Origin of the sequence: Paenibacillus sp. FSL R7-0128 (assembly GCF_038002245.1) — a bacterium.
GTDB lineage: Bacteria > Bacillota > Bacilli > Paenibacillales > Paenibacillaceae > Paenibacillus_AQ > Paenibacillus_AQ silagei.
In genome coordinates this window covers 4,462,249-4,478,407 of sequence record NZ_JBBOCD010000001.1, presented here as the reverse complement: position 1 = coordinate 4,478,407, position 16,159 = coordinate 4,462,249, and the positions used below count along the sequence as shown (strand labels likewise).

Here is a 16,159-nt window from a genome sequence, read left to right as displayed (position 1 = left end):
AAGGTGCCATATATAAAGGGAGGAAGTCACAATGGTGAATCAATCGCTTACGCCACGCCAGATTGTAACAGAGCTTGACAAATATATCGTAGGTCAAAAGCAGGCCAAGAAATCAGTGGCCGTTGCCCTCCGCAACCGGTATCGGCGCAGTCTGTTGTCCGAGGAGCTGCGGGATGAGGTTGTGCCGAAGAATATCCTGATGATCGGCCCTACCGGTGTAGGTAAAACAGAGATCGCTCGGCGTCTGGCTAAGCTTGTTAACGCCCCGTTTATCAAAGTCGAAGCGACCAAATTTACGGAAGTCGGCTACGTGGGGCGTGATGTGGAGTCGATGGTCCGGGATCTGGTAGAGACTTCTATCCGTATGGTGAAGCTGGAACGCACCGAAAAGGTGAAGGACCGCGCAGAAGAGCTGGCGAATGACCGGATTGTGGCAATTCTGGTCCCTTCCTCCTCGAAGGGGAAATCGCAGCGCAATCCGTTTGAGATGATTTTTGGCGGAAACAACGGCGGGGCGGAAGAATCCAAGGAAGAGCCGGAGGACGGAAGCCTGAGCGAACGCCGCAGAGGGATCAAGTTCAAGCTGCTTGCCGGCCAGTTAGAGGATGACGTCATTGAGATTGATGTCGAGGACACGACGCCTTCGATGATGGATATGTTCGCTGGTCAGGGCAATGACCAGATGGGCATGAACATGCAGGAGATGTTCGGGAACCTGCTGCCGAAGCGTACGAAGAAGCGCAAGCTGCCGATCCGTGAAGCCCGCAAGGTGCTGATTCAGGATGAAGCGGCCAAGCTGATTGACACAGACGACATGATTCAGGAGTCGGTAGCCCGCGCAGAGCAATCCGGGATTATTTTCATCGATGAGATCGACAAGGTGGCCAGCCAGGGCAAGGGTTCCGGTCCCGATGTATCCCGCGAAGGCGTGCAGCGTGACATTCTGCCTATCGTCGAGGGATCGACAGTCATGACCAAATACGGGCCTGTGAAGACAGACTACGTGCTGTTCATCGCCGCAGGCGCTTTTCATATTGCCAAGCCTTCAGATCTGATCCCTGAGCTTCAGGGGCGCTTCCCGATCCGTGTAGAGCTGAGCAGTCTCACACTTGAGGACTTTGTATCTATTCTTACGGAGCCTGAGAACGCACTTACGAAACAATATGTGCATTTGCTGCAGACGGAGAACATTGAAATCCAGTTCCAGAAGGAAGCTATTCAGGAAATTGCCAAGATCGCGGCCTCCGTGAATCAGAATATGGAGAACATCGGGGCACGGCGTCTTCATACGATCCTGGAAAAGCTGCTGGAGGATCTATCGTTCGAGGCACCTGAGCTGACGCTCGACACTATGGTCATCACTCCGGAGTATGTTCGCGAAAAACTGGCAGGAATCGCGCAGGACCGCGACTTAAGCCAATATATTCTGTGAGAAGGCAGAGCTATAAAATCATCAATATAGGTAATTCGAATTATGGTTATACAAATTTGATTCTAAATTCATGCATAAAAAGTTAAAAAATTCTATAATAAAGAAGAAAATGTAATATAAAAGGAAAATAATTGTAAAAACATGCTTTAAGCCCTCTCTTTTCTGAAAAGATAGGGCTTATTTCTTATTGTAATAATATACAAATTCTAAGAGAATCAATGTATGTGAGATTGACATAAGAATCATTCATCGACATGGTTCGACTTTAAGACGAATATGTTGTGAAAAAAATGACTTTATTTGTCGAAAATAAGCAGGGATTTGAACAAAGTTGTGGAATTCTTTTCATTATGATAGGTTTGGAAGGGGGATTACTATGGGTTTGCTGAACAGTGTCAGTTTTCAAAGATTACAAGGAGGCCTAGATGCCGCCACCAAACGACAAAGTGTTCTGGCTAATAATGTAGCAAATAATGATACACCAAATTTTAAACGTTCAGATGTTAGCTTTGAGAGCTTCCTGAGAGATCAGGAGAGCGGACTTAAAGCCACACTGGGTGCGAAAGTATCAGACTCCCGTCATTTCCGCTTCGGGACAGTGACCGGCATGCCGGCCGCTGTGGTCAGTACCGATGAGACTACATCTATGAATAACAACGGCAATAATGTGGATATGGATCGAGAACAGGCGCTGAGCGCCGAGAACCAGCTGAGATACAACTCTTATGTTGAACAGCTGAACAGTCAGATCACAATGATGCGTACAGTTGTACAGGGAGGGTAATCAATAATGAACTTTGGCAGCAGCTTTGGTATTAGCGCATCAGCTTTAACCGCCCAGCGTCTGCGGATGGATGTGATCTCCTCCAATATCGCCAACGCCGAGACCACAAGAGCCTCCGTGGTGGACGGCAAAGCCGTACCTTACCGCCGTAAGCTCACAGTTCTGGAAACTACCCAGGCTGACAGCTTCGCGAATATACTAGGCTCCAAGATGAGCGGCGGCAATGATGGCGTCAAGGTGAAATCGATTATCGAGGATTCTTCTCCGCTCAAGCCGGTGTATAATCCGAGCCATCCTGATGCGGACGCTGACGGTTATGTATATATGCCGAATGTGGATGTGACCAAGGAAATGGTGGACATGCTGTCTGCCTCGCGTTCTTACGAAGCGAATGTAACGATGCTGAACGCATCCAAATCCATGGTGACCAAGGCGCTTGAAATCGGCCGGTAGAATGAATTGACTGTCTAGGAGGAGAAGAATTGATACAGAATTTATTGATCGGGAACCAGGCGGTTCAGCCGCTGGCTATGAAGTCCGTAGCTGCAGAATCCTCAGCCGTGCAAGAGCCGGGACAGAGCTTCGGTTCATACCTGGAGAATGCGCTTAACCAGGTAGCAGATCAGGAACAGCAGGCGAAGGACATGAGTAACAAATTTGTACTGGGAGAGGTCAACATTGATGAGGCTATGATTTCGTCCCAACAGGCATTGCTGAGTTTGCAGCTGACTACACAAGTCCGGAACAAAGTGATTGAAGCCTATCAGGAAATTATGAGAACTCAAATCTAAATAATCCTAGCTACGTTTCGGATGGGGTGACACTGTGAATGAAAGATTGGCCCAGTACCGGGAGAAGATAACCCAGTATTGGAACAGATTCAGCGGTAAACAGAAGATAATGTTTTTCTCCACTCTGTTTATTATCATTATAATAATCGTAGTTACGACCATGCAGTTATCGAAGGTGGAATACGAGGTTGCTTTTCAGGACCTGGACAGTACCGATTCAGCGGGAGTTATGAGTTATTTGGATACATCAGGGGTGTCTTACCGTTTAAGCCCGAATGGCAAAAGTATCTCAGTTCCCAGCACGGATGCTGCACGTATCAAGATAGCTGTTGGTTCTCAGGGAATCGTTCAGCAGGGCTCGATCGGATACAAGGTATTCAATGAATCCTCGTCCATGATCGGTACTACAGACAGTGAATTCAATGTTAAATACAACAATGCGCTTAATGGTGAAGTTGAACAGCTGATGAGAAGGATGCAGGGGATTAAAGACGCCAAGGTTCTCATTACCCTGCCAAAGGAGACGGTATTCGCCTCACAGGAGGATCAGGAGAAAGCGCAGGCTTCCGTGGTGATGAGCTTCAATCCGGGATTCAGACCTTCCCAGGAGAATATTGACGGCTACTTCAATCTCGTGAAGACCGCTGTCCCGAATCTTCCCATCGACAACATTACAATCACCAACAACGAGGTGGAGCTGAAACCGACGGCCAAGGGCGGCCAGGCGGGAATTTCCAGCCAGGTTGAAGAGAACTTCGCACTCAAGAAGAAATTCGAAGACGATGTCAAGAAAGATGTCAAGCAATTCCTGAGTACCCTCACAGGTCCCGATAAGGTTGATGTCCTGGTGTTCTCCAAGCTTAATTTCGATAAGGAGAACAGAAAGGAAGATGTTGTAGTACCTGTGGATGCTGAGAATATGAAGGGGATTGAGATCAGCTCGCAGATTATCAGCAAAACATTCTCGGGCCAAGGGAACACTTCCGGAGGAGTCGCAGGTACAGGATCTGAAGATGTTGCAGGTTATCCTGCGGGGGCTGACACAGGTGCTTCTTCTTCTGAGGAATCATCGGAGACAAGGAACTATGAAGTTACTAGAATCACTAAAGATATCATCGCAAGTCCATATACTGTAAAAGATTTAACCATAAATGTCGCGGTTGAACCACCTGCAGGACAAACAACTTTGGACGAGGCTACTTCAGGAGCGATACAGAACATTCTGGTGAACATTGTCCGTGCGTCCCTGGCAGATTCAGGTATCACTTATACAGACGCAGACCTGACCAAAAAAGTTTCGGTATTCTCGCAACAATTTGGAGGTGCTACTGCCGAGAACGCATCCGGCGGACTGGCAACCTGGATGATCTGGGCCATCGGTGCGGCTGCTCTGCTGGTCGGTGCAGGCGGAGGTTATCTGATCTACCGCAGCCGCAAGAACAAGCAGGAGGAAGAGGTCGAAGAAGATATTCCGCTGCAGGTTCCTACCGAGTTCCCTTCAATTAATATGGATAGCGTGACGAATGAAAGTCAGGTCCGCAAGCAGCTGGAAAGTCTGGCGAAGAAGAAGCCGGATGAATTCGTAAATCTGCTCCGCACTTGGCTTGCTGAAGAACAGAGGTGAAGAGATGGCAAAAGCTAGCCAGCAGGGACTCAGCGGCCGTCAAAAGGCGGCGATCCTGCTTATCACACTAGGGCCTGAAGTATCGGCACAAATATTTAAGCATCTGCGGGATGAGGAAATCGAACAGCTGACGCTGGAAATTGCGAATGTACGCAAAGTGGACAGCGGGGAAAAAGAGTCGATCATGTCCGAATTCCATCAGATCTGTCTCGCACAGGAATATATCTCGCAGGGCGGTATCAATTACGCCAAGGAGATTCTTGAGAAAGCTCTCGGCTCGGCCAAGGCGCTCGAAGTCATCAACCGCCTGACAGCAACGCTGCAGGTAAGACCTTTCGATTTTGCCCGCAAGGCAGATCCGAACCAGATTCTCAACTTCATCCAGAACGAGAATGTACAGACCATTGCACTTGTACTCTCTTATCTGCAATTTGAACAGGCGGCCTCCATTCTGTCTTCCCTGCCTCAGGAGAAGCAGGCGGAGGTAGCCAGAAGAATAGCGATTATGGACAGTACCTCTCCAGAGGTGGTCACCCAAATCGAACGTGTCCTGGAACAGAAGCTGTCTGCTACAGTCACCCAGGATTATACGAATGCAGGCGGTATCGAATCGATTGTACAGATTCTGAACGGCGTAGACCGCGGTACAGAACGGACTATTCTCGATTCCCTGGAAATTCAGGACCCGGAGCTGGCCGAGGAAATCAAGAAGCGGATGTTCGTCTTCGAGGATATCGTCAATGTCGACAACCGCTCGATTCAGCGGATTATCAAGGATATCGACAACGCGGACTTGCAGCTTGCGCTCAAGGTGGCTAGCGAGGAAGTGCGGGATGTGATCTTCCGCAATATGTCCAAGCGTATGGCCGAGACCTTCCGCGAGGAAATGGAGTACATGGGACCTGTGCGGCTGCGTGATGTGGAAGAAGCACAGACCCGCATCGTAGGCACGATCCGCAGACTCGAAGAGTCTGGTGAAATTATCATCGCCCGTGGCGGAGGAGATGACATTATTGTCTAAGCTGATCAAGCATTCTCAATATATTCCGGTAGATGTGCTGAAGCGTCTTGAACAGGCCAGACATCATGCGGGCCTGACTGAAGAGCCGGCTCCAGAAGAGCCTCCGGGTGAAGTCCACTACCAGGACCCCGCCAGGGAGGCAGCGGAGCAGTCCCGCAAGCAAATGCTGAAGGATGCTCAGGAGTTCGCGGAGAGTCAGGTCCGCAGCGCCTCCGAGGAAGCGGAGAATATTGTGGAATCAGCACGGACTGAAGCTGAAGAATGGTGGCGCGAGCGCAGGGAACAGGATGAGCTGTTGATCGAAGCCGTCAAATCCGAGGGCTATCAGCAGGGGTATCAGGAAGGTCTGGCTCAAGCAGAGCAGGAGATGTCCCTGCGTCTTGCCGAGATGATGGAAGAAGCGCGGACCGTGCTTCAGGAAGCATACCGGGCAAGGGATGTAATTATACAGGAGGCGGAACCGTTTCTTGTAGAGCTAAGCTGCGATATTGCTGAGAAAATCGTGGACAAGCAGCTGACCGTTGAACCGAAATTTGCGATGGATCTGATCCGTAAAAACCTGGCCCGCAAACGCGAGCAGGGGCTGATCTCACTCTGTGTGTCTCCTGCACAGTTTGCTTTTGTCAATGCGGCCCGGGAAGAGCTCTCGCTTGCTGTGGACTCACAGGCTGAGCTGCAGATTCTGCCGGATTCAACGGTCAGAGATCTGGGGTGTGTAATCCGGTCTTCCTTCGGCAGCATCGATGCCCGTGTCGATACCCAGCTTGCCGAAATTAAAAAAGAACTGCTAAGAATCGCTCTGGACTCGGATGAACACAGAAATGGGGACGACGATGCTTGACAGCAGAAGATACAAAGATCAGCTGCGTAACTTCGATCCGGTAAGGATTAATGGCAAGGTTACGCAGGTTATCGGGCTGATGGTGGAGTCGGAAGGGCCTGACGCCAGCATCGGTGATGTGTGCTATATCTATCCTGCCAAAGGAAGTAAGCCGCTTCAGGCAGAGGTTGTCGGGTTTCGTGATAACAAGGTACTGTTAATGCCGCTTGGCGAACTGCAGGCCATCGGGCCTGGCTGTGATGTGGTTGGTACCGGCAAGCCGCTGAGCGTTCAAGTCGGCTCGGAGCTGCTCGGGAAGGTTCTCGACGGTCTGGGACAGCCGCTGGATGGTTCACTGATACCGGCCAGAATGCCGCATAGCTCTACCTTCAACATTCCGTCCAATCCGCTTAACCGCCCGCGGGTCGCCGAGCCGATCAGCATTGGAGTCCGGGCTATCGATGGACTTTTGACGATCGGCAAGGGGCAGCGCGTAGGGATTTTTGCCGGCTCGGGTGTGGGGAAGAGTACCCTGATGGGGATGATTGCCCGCAACACCTCGGCAGATGTCAATGTGATTGCGCTGATCGGTGAACGGGGCAGAGAGGTGCTTGATTTCATTGAGCGCGATCTGGGGCCGGAAGGCCTTCAGCGTTCGGTAGTCATTGTGGCCACTTCCGATCAGCCTGCGCTGATCCGGATTAAGGGGGCACTGATCGCTACTACGATTGCCGAGTACTTCCGCGACCGTGGTCTGAATGTCATGCTGATGATGGACTCGGTAACACGTTATGCGATGGCGCAGCGTGAGGTAGGGCTGGCAGTCGGCGAGCCTCCGGCGATGAGAGGGTATACACCTTCTGTATTCGCCAGTCTGCCTAAGCTGCTGGAACGGGCCGGAACGGGTCCTACAGGTTCAATCACCGCGTTCTACACGGTGCTGGTTGACGGTGACGATATGAACGAGCCGATAGCAGACGCTGTACGCGGTATTTTGGATGGGCATATTGTTCTGAACCGGAATATAGCCAACAAAGGACATTTTCCGGCGATCGATGTTCTCGCAAGCATCAGCCGGGTGATGAAGGATATCGCCCCGGAGGAGCAGATTGCAGCAGCCGAGAATGTGAAGCGCCTGATGGCGGTGTATAAGGATTCCGAGGATCTGATTAACATCGGAGCCTACCAGAGGGGCTCTAACGCGCAAATCGATGAGTCGATGCATTACATCGACAGCATCTGGGATTTCACCAAGCAAAAAGTGAACGAGAAGGTAACCCTTAGCGAAGTGCAGCAGACTTTAATTTCACAGTTCTCGAGGAGTTGATTGATCATGAGATTCCATTATACTTTTCAAAAAGTGGTGGACTTGAAGGGTAACGAAAAAACACAGGCAGAGTGGATGCTCTCAAGCGCGCTCGGAGAACTGCAGGCACAGGAAAAAAGCCTTGATGAATTAATCGGCCAGCGCAGTACGCTGATGTTGTCCCTGCAAAGTGCAGCACAGCAGAAGACACCGATGGCTAAGCTTCGCGAAATGCAGGATTACGTAGATTATCTCGACAAATGCATTGCCCGCAAGCATTCCGATATCAGCCTTGCACATGTTGAGGTTCAGAATAAGCAGGATCACCTGAGTACTAAGGTTCTGGATGAGAAGGTATGGCTTAAGGCCAAAGACAAAGCACAAACCGCATTTCTGCAGAATATGAGTTTACGGGAACAAAACGAACTGGATGAGATGGCTACCGTCCGCTTCGCGATGAAATCCCTCTAACCCGGGAGGTTTCCGCTAGTGGCAAATAATCAGATGGAACTTGAAGATGAAGGGTCGGCAGGCAAATTAGAGCGTTTTTTGTTCTTGATGATTCCAATCATTTTCACGCTTGTACTGCTTGGGGTACTGCTCACCCTATTTAATATGGATATCCGTAACAACGTGCTGGCGATTGCCAACAAAATTCCTGTTATAGAGAAATGGGTGCCTGATCCCCCGCCGGACCCGGCAGCGCCAGGTGAAGCCGCAGAGAATCCGCCGGCTGAGAGCAAGGAGCAAGCCGCCAGCTCCGCGAGCACGATCAAAGAACTCAAAGCACAGCTTACCGCTCAGGAGGAGAAGCTGAAGAAGGCTGAGGAAGACAAGGCGGCGGAGACCACCAAGGCCGAAGCGCTTCAAAAGCAGGTTGAAGAGTTAAAGACTGCCGCTGAAACGGCCGCAGCCACCGAGGAAGAGGAAGATCCTTATCTGAAGAAAGTGACGGATCTGGCCAAACTCTACGCCGGCATGAAGGCCTCCAAAGCGGCACCGATCATGGAGAATTTGACTACCGATGAGATGGTTCAAATCTTCAGTGTGATGAGCAATGCGGCAAAATCGGCCATCCTGGAAAAAATGGATGCCAAAAAAGCGGCAGATGTCTCCATAAAGCTAAAAGAAACCACAAATTCAACCGATATGGCTATTGCAGCCCTGCAATCCCGGCTGAAGCAGGAGGCGGGTACCACTACTCCCAAGCCTTCAGCTAATCTGGATCAGGAGAAGCTAGGCCAGACTTTCACCAGCATGCCCGCTGCGGATGCGGCAGTGCTGCTTGGCTCTATGTACAGCCTTAGTCCGGATAAGGTCATCACGGTGCTGAATACGGTCAGTGACTCGGTCCGCTCCTCGATTCTGGGGGAGATGACCAAGAAAGACAGCAAACAGACAGCCAAAATTGTCAACCGTCTGATGGGCGGGAAATAACTTTTGAAGGGAGGTGAAAAAGATGAGTATTATTCTACAAACCTTAACCGCAGGCAATCTGGCTGCTTCCGGCGGAACAACGCAGGGAACAACCGGAACGGTTAATCCGGCGACGCCATTTGCCCAGACGCTTGTGCAGAGCATGGTGGGAGTCATCGCTGTCAAAGGCACTGAGACTCCTGCAGCCGGTAATTTAGCTTCATTATTGCAGGGACTCCTGAGTGCTGTTCAGGCTAAGGGAGAAGAGGCAGGCAGCGCAGATGGCAAGCAAACGAAACTGCTGGAAGGTCTTGTGCAGGATATAGAGAAGCTGGACACCAGCCTTGCGGCTGATCCGGCGCTGATTGCAGCGCTTCAAGGCTGGCTGCTTCAAGTATCTGCTCTTGTGTCCGGCAATCCCTCTACAGGTTCACAGGATGCCTCGGCTACTGCTGCTGATACATCCATCAGCTTGTCGCCGCTTGCCAAGAACCCTGAAACCCTGCGCTTTGCCGTTCAAGATGAACTGAACAGCCTGCTTCAACAGGTTCAGACGGCAGCTGTCAGCGGGGATCAGGAGACTGCTGCCAAAGGAGCGGCGCTTCTGAATCAATTCTCGGCTATTATGGCGGAGAGTGCGCCTGTTAATCACAAGTCCATGGCTAACAAGGCTCCAGCAGTTGTGGATGCTCCAGCGGTGTCGCTTAAGCAGGCAACGGAAAGCGAGCCCAAGGTGGAAATGTATAGCAAAGCAGATTTGGCAACGGATGTCCGTAGGTTATTGGGGGCTTCAGCCAGCACTCGTTCCATGTTGGATGCAGCAGCAGCCGGTACCGCCGAAGCTGTAATTGCAGATGAGGGCTCCACTCCTGTTCTTGCAGGAATGGCGGCTTCGATGAAGAAGACCGTATCAGCCGAGGAGGCTTTGCCCGCTGGCGAAGCAGTGACCGCGGAGCCGGAGGTTGTAACGGCCGGCCAATTATCCCTGCGGCACGGAATTACTGCACCGCTCAAGGCGGAAGCCGCGCCAGTGCCGGTTCAGCAATTCGCCCAGGAGATGAACACCTTCATCAGCGGCAAGCTTGAGATTGTCAAGAAGGGTGGAGTGGCTGAAGCCACGATTACCTTATTCCCGGAGAATCTGGGACAAGTGGATGTGAAGATTTCCATGCAAAACGGTAATCTGGTGGCACAGTTCATGACCCAGCATGCCGGAACCAAGGATATGCTTGAGCAGCAGATGAGTCAGCTTCGATTGGCCTTGCAGTCCCAGGGACTTCAAGTAGAGCGCTTGGAAGTTACGCAGAACAACAGCTCCCCTCAGTCACAGTGGACCGGAGGTCAGGGTCAGCAGACAGGCGCGGGCGGACAGCAGCAAGGCAGACGTTCACGGGAACGCCAGGAAGAGTCGGCAGATGCCGTGCTTGCCGCAGAGCTTAATGGAGAATGGAAGGACTGGGTGTCAGCAGCTCAGCAGGACAGTAACCAGAGCGGCGGATTCTCAACCAAGATTTGATCTACAGGATAAGCGAGGTGAAATGATATGGCAACGAATCCCGTGTCTAACAGCAACGAGTGGAATTATGTAGCGAATGATAAGACACCCAAGACCACAGGCAACTCTACACTGGGCAAGGATCAGTTCTTGAAAATACTGATTACCCAGCTGCAGAACCAGGACCCGATGCAGCCAATGGAGGATAAGGAATTCATCGCTCAAATGGCTCAGTTCTCATCTGTAGAGCAGCTTATGAATATATCCACCCAGCTTACAGCACTGAATCAGTCCCTTGGCTCTGTGTCCGGATTGATCGGGAAGGATATCACCTGGACGGATGCCGAGACGAAATTGCCGAAATCAGGCAATGTCGAATCGATTGTGGTCAGCAGCGGTGTGCAATACGCAGTGGTAGGCAAGGAGCGGATTGCTCTGACGGATATTACGCAAATTCAGAATGCCGGCACTACACCTGCAGCGGGCAGCGAGACTCCAGCGGGTAGCGAGACACCAGCGGCCAGTGAGACTCCGGCAGCCAGCGAGACTGAAACAAGCGGCGGGGAGAGCGGGGAGACATCATGAGTGACAGAATAACTATCGGACAATTATATCCGGCAGCTGTACATCCTTCCGCCTTGCAGCGTCAGCAATCTGTTAAGGGCTCATCAAGTCCTGAAGCGTCGTTCGAGAGTGTGCTGCAGAAGAATATGCTGAAGTTCAGCAATCATGCAGCAAAGCGTCTGGAGCAGCGGGGAATCGAGCTTGGCAGCCGCCAGCTGGATCAGATCTCCTCTGCGGTAGACAAAGCAGCCGCTAAGGGAAGCAAAGAATCCCTGATTCTTATGAAGGACATGGCATTGATTGTAAGTGTAAAGAACCGGACAGTGGTTACAGCGATGGACGGCAATTCAATGAAAGACAATGTATTCACGCAGATTGACAGTGCAGTAATTATATCTTGACCTCGGCTGGTCCTTACTGGAGAGCCGAAAGTGGCTGCCGACCGACTGACGCGGCCACCGCTCCAGCTTCATCTTTCAATTCTTAAGAGTCAGAAGACTCTATAACCGGGAGGACGATTAATAATGTTAAGATCTATGTACTCAGGGGTTTCAGGTATGCGCGGATTCCAGACTAAGCTCGATGTCATTGGTAACAATATTGCGAATGTCAATACCATCGGCTTCAAGTCAGGACGCGTGATGTTCAAGGATATTATGAGCCAGACTGTCTCTGGGGTTACAGCACCCGGAGAAGAGGGACAAGGCGGTGTCAATGCCAAGCAAATCGGTCTTGGGGTATCCATCGGTTCCGTTGACACTATGCACACAGCTGGTAGTGCGATGACAACGAATAACCCTACAGATCTGCGGATCGACGGAGACGGATTCTTTCTGGTGAAGCTTACGGGTGACCAGGAAGTACCGTTCCTTACCCGTGCCGGAGATTTCCATGTGGATGCCAGCCGCAATCTGATTACATCGGATGGCTTACATGTTGTTGACTCCGGAGGCGCACCCATTCAGATCGCTGACGATGTTACGGCATTCTCCATCTCCAGTGACGGAACAATTGTGCAGACGATGGCGGACGGCACTACTGAATCCGGTGTTCAGATTGGCATGGGTAAAGTCAGCAATCCGCAGGGGCTTGAGAAGATCGGCGGCAACTTGTACCGGATGACCCTAAATGCAAATGCTGAAGGAGCATTGGAACCGACAACTGCCAATGATCCAGAAGCCGGGACAGGTACCATCGTTACCGGCCAGCTGGAAATGTCCAATGTGGATCTGACCGGCGAGTTTACAGAAATGATTGTTACCCAGCGTGGATTCCAGGCGAATTCACGGATTATCACCACTTCCGATGAAGTATTGCAGGAAGTAGTTAATCTGAAGCGTTAAGCCTGAACCGTAATATGTAACTTGCTGAATAATAACGTTTTGCCTGCAGCGGAAATGTTATTGCAGTCGTGGGGGAGGAGCTCCTCCCCCTATTTAGGTTAGGAGGCCTGTCATGATTTCGGTAACAAGATTGAACGGGGCGGGGATGTGGCTGAATGCCCTGCTGGTTGAAATGGTTGAAGAATCACCGGACACGTATATTACGCTGGTAACCGGCAAAAGGCTGATCGTGCTTGAGAAGGCCGATGAAGTCATTAGCAAGATCAAGGAATATAACAGGGACATAGGCACACACGCTGCCACCATTAAAGTCCAGTCAATGGAGGAGCTTTCATGAAAAAGATGCTGCCATGGCTCATCACGATATTGCTGGCCGTTACCCTTATCGTAGTCGCTGCATTTTTGCTGATGGACAGATTTTTCCCGAGTGACGGGAATGAAGTGAACAAGGCTGTCCAGAACGTGGAGACGAAGAAGATGACTGCTGATGAAATTGTTAAGATGACGGCCGAAATCCAGGATATCAAAACTAATCTCGCCGATCCCGATTACATCCTTTCAGTTGACATCGCGCTTCAATTAGATTCAGCGGCGTCCAAGGAAGAATTCGAAAAGATAAAATCGATTAAAATAACACCGCTGATTATCAAAGCGATTGCCGATGCCAAACCCGAGGAGCTGAATGGGGCCAGCGGCAAAGATCAGTTCAGCAGCAAACTGGTGAACATCATCAACAAAAACCTGACAGAAGGTTCGATTACCCAGATTGAATTCACCAAATTCATAATGGCACCAATGTAGCTGCAGGCGGGTCAATTCTTTGATGGGGGGGTGATTGAATTGGTTGATGTACTATCACAAAACGAAATTGATGCTCTGCTTGCTGCACTTTCATCCGGTGAAATGGATGCCGACGAACTTAAAAAAGAGGAAACTACTAAAAAGATCCGCTCTTATGATTTCAAACGGGCCGTACGCTTCTCCAAAGATCATATCCGCAGCTTAACCCGGATTCATGATAACTTTGCCCGCTACCTTACAACGTACTTTTCGGCCCAATTGCGCACCTTCGTGCAGATCAATGTCGTTCAAGTAGAGCAGCTCCCTTATGACGAGTTTATCCGCTCCATTCCCAAAATGACGATATTGAATATTTTTGAGGCCGAGCCGCTGGAGGGCCGAATGGTGATGGAGGTGCATCCGAATATTGCTTTTGCCATGCTGGACCGTCTGCTTGGCGGCTTCGGAACGGCACCCTCCAAAATTAACGCATTGACTGAAATCGAAACGACCATTATGGAGAGGATTTTCAGCAGATGCTTTGAAAGTCTGCAGGAAGCCTGGAAGACGGTGCTTGATATCCATCCCCGGATGGAGGCGCTGGAAACGAATCCGCAGTTTATGCAAATTGTATCGCCTAATGAAACGATTGCCCTGATCTCCCTCAGTACCAAAATAGGAGACACAACGGGGATGATCAATCTCTGTATCCCGCACGTTGTGCTGGAGCCGATTATGTCAAGACTCTCGGTGCACCAGTGGTTTGTCTCTGAGAAAAAGGTGCGGGATGAGGTAGAGCTCGAAGCCATCCGGGCAAGAGTGCACCGGGCGCAGCTTCCCATCGTGGCTGAGCTGGGCGAATCGAATTTATCCATTGCTGAATTTCTCGGGCTCAGCATCGGCGACGTGATTTCTCTTAACAAGACGGTGGATTCCGGTCTGTCGATTAAGGTGGGGGACAAGCTGAAATTCATTGGAAGTCCGGGGATGATCAAAGAACGTGTGGCTGTGCAAATAGACGAGATTGTCAGCGAAGGGGTTGAAGAGTTTGACGAGTAAAGATTATTTGTCCCAGGAAGAGATAGATGCTCTTCTTAGACAGTCTGCGGAAGGCAATTTGGCTCCTTCACCGAAGACCGTGGATGATTACTTAACACCTTTTGAACAGGATGCATTGGGAGAGATCGGCAATATCACCTTCGGAAGTGCGGCAACCGCACTCTCCACCTTGCTGGGTAAGAAGGTAGATATTACTACCCCTAAGGTATCCATTATTACACGCGGAGAGTTCGAAGAAGCCTTTCCCAAACCTCATGTAGCTGTTCACGTACAGTATGTCGACGGTTTCCAGGGAATCAATTCTCTGGTGATCAAGATTAGGGATGCACAGGTTATTGCCGACTTGATGCTCGGCGGGGAAGGAGATCCCAAAGACGAGGAACTGAACGAGATTCATATCAGTGCCGTGCAGGAAGCGATGAACCAGATGATGGGCTCGTCCGCTACCTCAATGTCAACGATCTTCAACAGATTCGTCAACATTTCTCCGCCTGGCATTGATATTCTTAACATGTCCAGCGGAGAAGGTGTAGGTAGCCTGCCGGATGATGAGACTCTGATCCAGATTTCCTTCCGCCTCAAGATCGGCGATCTGATTGATTCCACCATCATGCAGCTGCTGCCGGTACAATTCGCCAAGGATATGGTGACCATGCTGCTAGGCGATGTCAGCCAGGCTGACCAGGAAGCGGCAGTCTCCTCTGCGGAAGCTACACCGCCTCCGGCTGCTGCAGCCGCACCAGCGCCTGCACCGGAACCAGCGCAGGCACCACCTACAGCTCAGCAGCAGATGCCGGCGCCGGAGGCGGGAGGTTACCCGCCGCAATATCCGCCGCAGGGTCAGGGCATGCCGCCTTATCCGGGAATGCCGGAAGGGGGGTATTATTATCCTCCGGCAGGGATGCCGGCGTATGGGATGCAGGGCATGCCGCCTTACGGAATGCCGCCTCAGGGCACGCCCTATCCGCAGGCTCAGCCGCAGAATCCGGCACAGGGCCGTAATGTGAATGTACAGCCTGTGCAATTTGCGAATCTGAGTGCAGGGGCTTTTGGCAATATTGACGAAAATAATTTAAATTTATTAATGGACATACCACTGAAGGTAACCGTAGAATTAGGAAGGACCCAGAAGCAGATCAAAGATATTCTGGAAATGTCGCAAGGTTCAATTATTGAACTGGACAAGCTGGCAGGTGAGCCTGTTGACATTCTGGTTAACAACAAGCTCATTGCCAAGGGGGAAGTCGTAGTTATCGACGAGAACTTCGGTGTCCGCGTTACGGATATCGTCAGCCAGTGGGACCGTATACAAAAATTACAATAAGCATACTTAGGGAGGATTTTGTAAAAATGGCTAACCGAATTCTAATCGTGGACGATGCAGCATTTATGAGAATGATGATCCGGGACATTTTGTCGAAGAACGGATTTGAGGTAGTGGGTGAAGCCCAGGACGGTTCACAGGCTATAGAGAAATTTAAGGAACTGCGCCCGGATCTGATCACGATGGATATCACCATGCCTGAAATGGACGGGATCGCCGCCCTTAAGGAGATCAAAAAAGTAGATGCCAATGCCAAAGTCATTATGTGTTCAGCCATGGGTCAGCAGGCTATGGTTATTGATGCAATCCAGGCCGGTGCCAAGGACTTTATTGTGAAGCCTTTCCAGGCAGACCGTGTCATTGAAGCCATCAATAAAACGCTGGGTATATAGGAACGAGG

Annotated in this window: 19 protein-coding genes; all 19 read left to right on the top strand. The window is 50.8% G+C overall.

Features of this window, described 5'->3' with window-relative positions; translation table 11 throughout:
* The first annotated feature begins 31 nt into the window (after positions 1-31).
* The 19 genes from hslU to NST26_RS18525 all read left to right on the top strand — a co-directional run bounded on the left by hslU (position 32) and on the right by NST26_RS18525 (position 16,151).
* Positions 32-1,432 (top strand): ATP-dependent protease ATPase subunit HslU, encoded by a 1,401-nt coding sequence (gene hslU / locus NST26_RS18615; RefSeq protein WP_036724651.1) that lies wholly within the window; start codon positions 32-34, stop codon positions 1,430-1,432.
* 376 nt (positions 1,433-1,808) lie between these two features.
* Entirely contained in the window at positions 1,809-2,216 is a 408-nt protein-coding gene (gene flgB / locus NST26_RS18610) for a flagellar basal body rod protein FlgB (protein WP_036724652.1), read from the top strand.
* Between the two features lie 6 nt (positions 2,217-2,222).
* Positions 2,223-2,669: a flagellar basal body rod protein FlgC gene (gene flgC, locus NST26_RS18605; RefSeq protein WP_036692480.1), complete on the top strand. Its 447-nt coding sequence runs from the start codon at positions 2,223-2,225 to the stop codon at positions 2,667-2,669.
* A gap of 29 nt (positions 2,670-2,698) precedes the next feature.
* Complete coding sequence (fliE, locus tag NST26_RS18600) at positions 2,699-3,007, top strand: flagellar hook-basal body complex protein FliE (protein WP_036724654.1); 309 nt, start codon at positions 2,699-2,701, stop codon at positions 3,005-3,007.
* A 34-nt stretch (positions 3,008-3,041) separates the two neighbouring features.
* On the top strand, positions 3,042-4,631 hold the full coding sequence (gene fliF, locus NST26_RS18595; protein ID WP_340979562.1) for a flagellar basal-body MS-ring/collar protein FliF: 1,590 nt from the start codon (positions 3,042-3,044) through the stop codon (positions 4,629-4,631).
* Positions 4,632-4,635: 4 nt separating this feature from the next.
* Entirely contained in the window at positions 4,636-5,652 is a 1,017-nt protein-coding gene (gene fliG, locus NST26_RS18590; RefSeq protein ID WP_036692485.1) for a flagellar motor switch protein FliG, read from the top strand.
* Positions 5,645-6,493, top strand: a complete 849-nt coding sequence (locus NST26_RS18585; protein ID WP_076078608.1) for a FliH/SctL family protein — start codon at positions 5,645-5,647, stop codon at positions 6,491-6,493. Before fliG ends, NST26_RS18585 begins: the two co-directional genes overlap by 8 nt.
* Positions 6,486-7,799: a flagellar protein export ATPase FliI gene (fliI, locus tag NST26_RS18580; protein WP_036692488.1), complete on the top strand. Its 1,314-nt coding sequence runs from the start codon at positions 6,486-6,488 to the stop codon at positions 7,797-7,799. Before NST26_RS18585 ends, fliI begins: the two co-directional genes overlap by 8 nt.
* 6 nt (positions 7,800-7,805) lie before the next feature.
* Entirely contained in the window at positions 7,806-8,249 is a 444-nt protein-coding gene (fliJ, locus tag NST26_RS18575) for a flagellar export protein FliJ (RefSeq protein ID WP_036724661.1), read from the top strand.
* Between the two features lie 18 nt (positions 8,250-8,267).
* Positions 8,268-9,215, top strand: coding sequence for a MotE family protein (locus NST26_RS18570; protein ID WP_235191853.1), 948 nt, complete (start codon positions 8,268-8,270; stop codon positions 9,213-9,215).
* Between the two features lie 22 nt (positions 9,216-9,237).
* Positions 9,238-10,710, top strand: coding sequence for a flagellar hook-length control protein FliK (locus tag NST26_RS18565; RefSeq protein ID WP_340979561.1), 1,473 nt, complete (start codon positions 9,238-9,240; stop codon positions 10,708-10,710).
* A 27-nt stretch (positions 10,711-10,737) separates the two neighbouring features.
* On the top strand, positions 10,738-11,274 hold the full coding sequence (gene flgD / locus NST26_RS18560) for a flagellar hook assembly protein FlgD (protein ID WP_340979560.1): 537 nt from the start codon (positions 10,738-10,740) through the stop codon (positions 11,272-11,274).
* Positions 11,271-11,654 (top strand): TIGR02530 family flagellar biosynthesis protein, encoded by a 384-nt coding sequence (locus NST26_RS18555; protein WP_076158282.1) that lies wholly within the window; start codon positions 11,271-11,273, stop codon positions 11,652-11,654. Before flgD ends, NST26_RS18555 begins: the two co-directional genes overlap by 4 nt.
* A gap of 123 nt (positions 11,655-11,777) precedes the next feature.
* Complete coding sequence (flgG, locus tag NST26_RS18550) at positions 11,778-12,596, top strand: flagellar basal body rod protein FlgG (RefSeq protein ID WP_340979559.1); 819 nt, start codon at positions 11,778-11,780, stop codon at positions 12,594-12,596.
* 112 nt (positions 12,597-12,708) lie between these two features.
* A complete protein-coding gene (locus NST26_RS18545; RefSeq protein ID WP_036724671.1) occupies positions 12,709-12,933 on the top strand; it encodes a flagellar FlbD family protein in 225 nt (74 codons plus the stop codon).
* The gene (locus NST26_RS18540; protein WP_036724673.1) at positions 12,930-13,397 is read left to right on the top strand and encodes a flagellar basal body-associated FliL family protein; all 468 of its coding nucleotides are present in this window, start codon (positions 12,930-12,932) and stop codon (positions 13,395-13,397) included. The genes NST26_RS18545 and NST26_RS18540 overlap by 4 nt, the downstream gene beginning before the upstream one ends.
* A 39-nt stretch (positions 13,398-13,436) precedes the next feature.
* Positions 13,437-14,435: a flagellar motor switch protein FliM gene (gene fliM, locus NST26_RS18535; protein WP_036692509.1), complete on the top strand. Its 999-nt coding sequence runs from the start codon at positions 13,437-13,439 to the stop codon at positions 14,433-14,435.
* Positions 14,425-15,759 carry a flagellar motor switch phosphatase FliY gene (fliY, locus tag NST26_RS18530; RefSeq protein ID WP_036724675.1) on the top strand — a complete coding sequence of 445 codons (1,335 nt, stop codon included), beginning with the start codon at positions 14,425-14,427 and terminating at the stop codon, positions 15,757-15,759. The genes fliM and fliY overlap by 11 nt, the downstream gene beginning before the upstream one ends.
* A 26-nt stretch (positions 15,760-15,785) precedes the next feature.
* Positions 15,786-16,151 carry a response regulator gene (locus tag NST26_RS18525; protein WP_036692515.1) on the top strand — a complete coding sequence of 122 codons (366 nt, stop codon included), beginning with the start codon at positions 15,786-15,788 and terminating at the stop codon, positions 16,149-16,151.
* The last annotated feature ends 8 nt before the right edge of the window (positions 16,152-16,159 follow it).

Excerpts from the sequence above, each read along its gene's own strand:
- fliG (WP_036692485.1), top strand. The coding sequence starts at position 4,636 with ATGGCAAAAGCTAGCCAGCAGGGACTCAGCGGCCGTCAAAAGGCGGCG.
- NST26_RS18540 (WP_036724673.1), top strand. The coding sequence starts at position 12,930 with ATGAAAAAGATGCTGCCATGGCTCATCACGATATTGCTGGCCGTTACC.
- flgD (WP_340979560.1), top strand. The coding sequence starts at position 10,738 with ATGGCAACGAATCCCGTGTCTAACAGCAACGAGTGGAATTATGTAGCG.
- hslU (WP_036724651.1), top strand. The coding sequence starts at position 32 with ATGGTGAATCAATCGCTTACGCCACGCCAGATTGTAACAGAGCTTGAC.
- NST26_RS18555 (WP_076158282.1), top strand. The coding sequence starts at position 11,271 with ATGAGTGACAGAATAACTATCGGACAATTATATCCGGCAGCTGTACAT.
- flgC (WP_036692480.1), top strand. The coding sequence starts at position 2,223 with ATGAACTTTGGCAGCAGCTTTGGTATTAGCGCATCAGCTTTAACCGCC.
- flgG (WP_340979559.1), top strand. The coding sequence starts at position 11,778 with ATGTTAAGATCTATGTACTCAGGGGTTTCAGGTATGCGCGGATTCCAG.
- NST26_RS18545 (WP_036724671.1), top strand. The coding sequence starts at position 12,709 with ATGATTTCGGTAACAAGATTGAACGGGGCGGGGATGTGGCTGAATGCC.
- NST26_RS18525 (WP_036692515.1), top strand. The coding sequence starts at position 15,786 with ATGGCTAACCGAATTCTAATCGTGGACGATGCAGCATTTATGAGAATG.
- flgB (WP_036724652.1), top strand. The coding sequence starts at position 1,809 with ATGGGTTTGCTGAACAGTGTCAGTTTTCAAAGATTACAAGGAGGCCTA.
- fliI (WP_036692488.1), top strand. The coding sequence starts at position 6,486 with ATGCTTGACAGCAGAAGATACAAAGATCAGCTGCGTAACTTCGATCCG.
- NST26_RS18565 (WP_340979561.1), top strand. The coding sequence starts at position 9,238 with ATGAGTATTATTCTACAAACCTTAACCGCAGGCAATCTGGCTGCTTCC.
- fliJ (WP_036724661.1), top strand. The coding sequence starts at position 7,806 with ATGAGATTCCATTATACTTTTCAAAAAGTGGTGGACTTGAAGGGTAAC.